Source organism: Leucothrix pacifica, from assembly GCF_003172875.1.
Taxonomy (GTDB): Bacteria; Pseudomonadota; Gammaproteobacteria; order Thiotrichales; family Thiotrichaceae; genus Leucothrix; species Leucothrix pacifica.
This window is the reverse complement of sequence record NZ_QGKM01000130.1, coordinates 889-1684: the sequence shown is the minus strand read 5'-3', so window position 1 is coordinate 1684 and position 796 is coordinate 889. Positions and strand designations below refer to the sequence as shown.

Below are 796 nucleotides of genomic sequence, written 5' to 3'. Positions count from 1 at the left end.
GCTATGGCTTTTCAATCGTGGATTTCTAAATTGTCGTGTACAGAGAAAATTGCATTAGAATAAGCTTATATTTTATCTCTTCCCCACAGGTATTATTTATATGAACTCTGCGATTACTTTTCGACACCTACGCTACTTTATAGCCACAGCTGAAACAAGAAAATTTCAGCTGGCAGCGGAAGCAACAAATATGAGTGCGTCAGCGGTAGCCGATGCTGTTAAACATTTAGAAGAGCTACTTGGCGTGCAGCTTTTTGATCGACACAGCAAGGGGGTAACGCTTACCTATGATGGTCATCGTTTTCTACATAACTCTAAGTCAATTATTAAACTACTCGATGATTCGATTTTTGCGTTTCAAAATGAAACACTAAATGTAGAGGGTAAAATTGTTTTAGGCGCCTCCTCTTCGGTCGTCGGCTACTTTTTACCTAAGCTACTAGGGGAGTTTGAAAAAGTTTACCCAAATGTACAAATAGAATTAATTGAAAATCCAAGAGAACTCCTAGAACAACAGCTATTAAATGATGAAATAGACTTGGCTTTCGTACTTACATCTAATGTAAGTACATCAGAAAATATAAAAGTGGAAACTTTATTCCGATCTAGAAGAAGTTTGTGGTGTGCTGAAGGCCATAAATTCTCCAACATGGAGAATGTTAATATGCAAGATATAGCTGAAGAAAAATACTTGATGCTAACTCAGGATGAGTCTGAAGCTAATATCAATGTAATATGGAACCAGTTTTCTTTAAAACCAGCTATCAAAGTCAAATCAACTTCTGTTGAGGCCATC

At 36.8% G+C, this 796-nt stretch carries 1 protein-coding gene; it reads left to right on the top strand.

All coding sequences use genetic code 11. The annotated features are described in order from the left end of the window. Positions 1-100: 100 nt before the first annotated feature. On the top strand, positions 101-796 hold a 696-nt coding region (locus DKW60_RS23170; protein ID WP_109840018.1), incomplete at its 3' end, for a LysR family transcriptional regulator.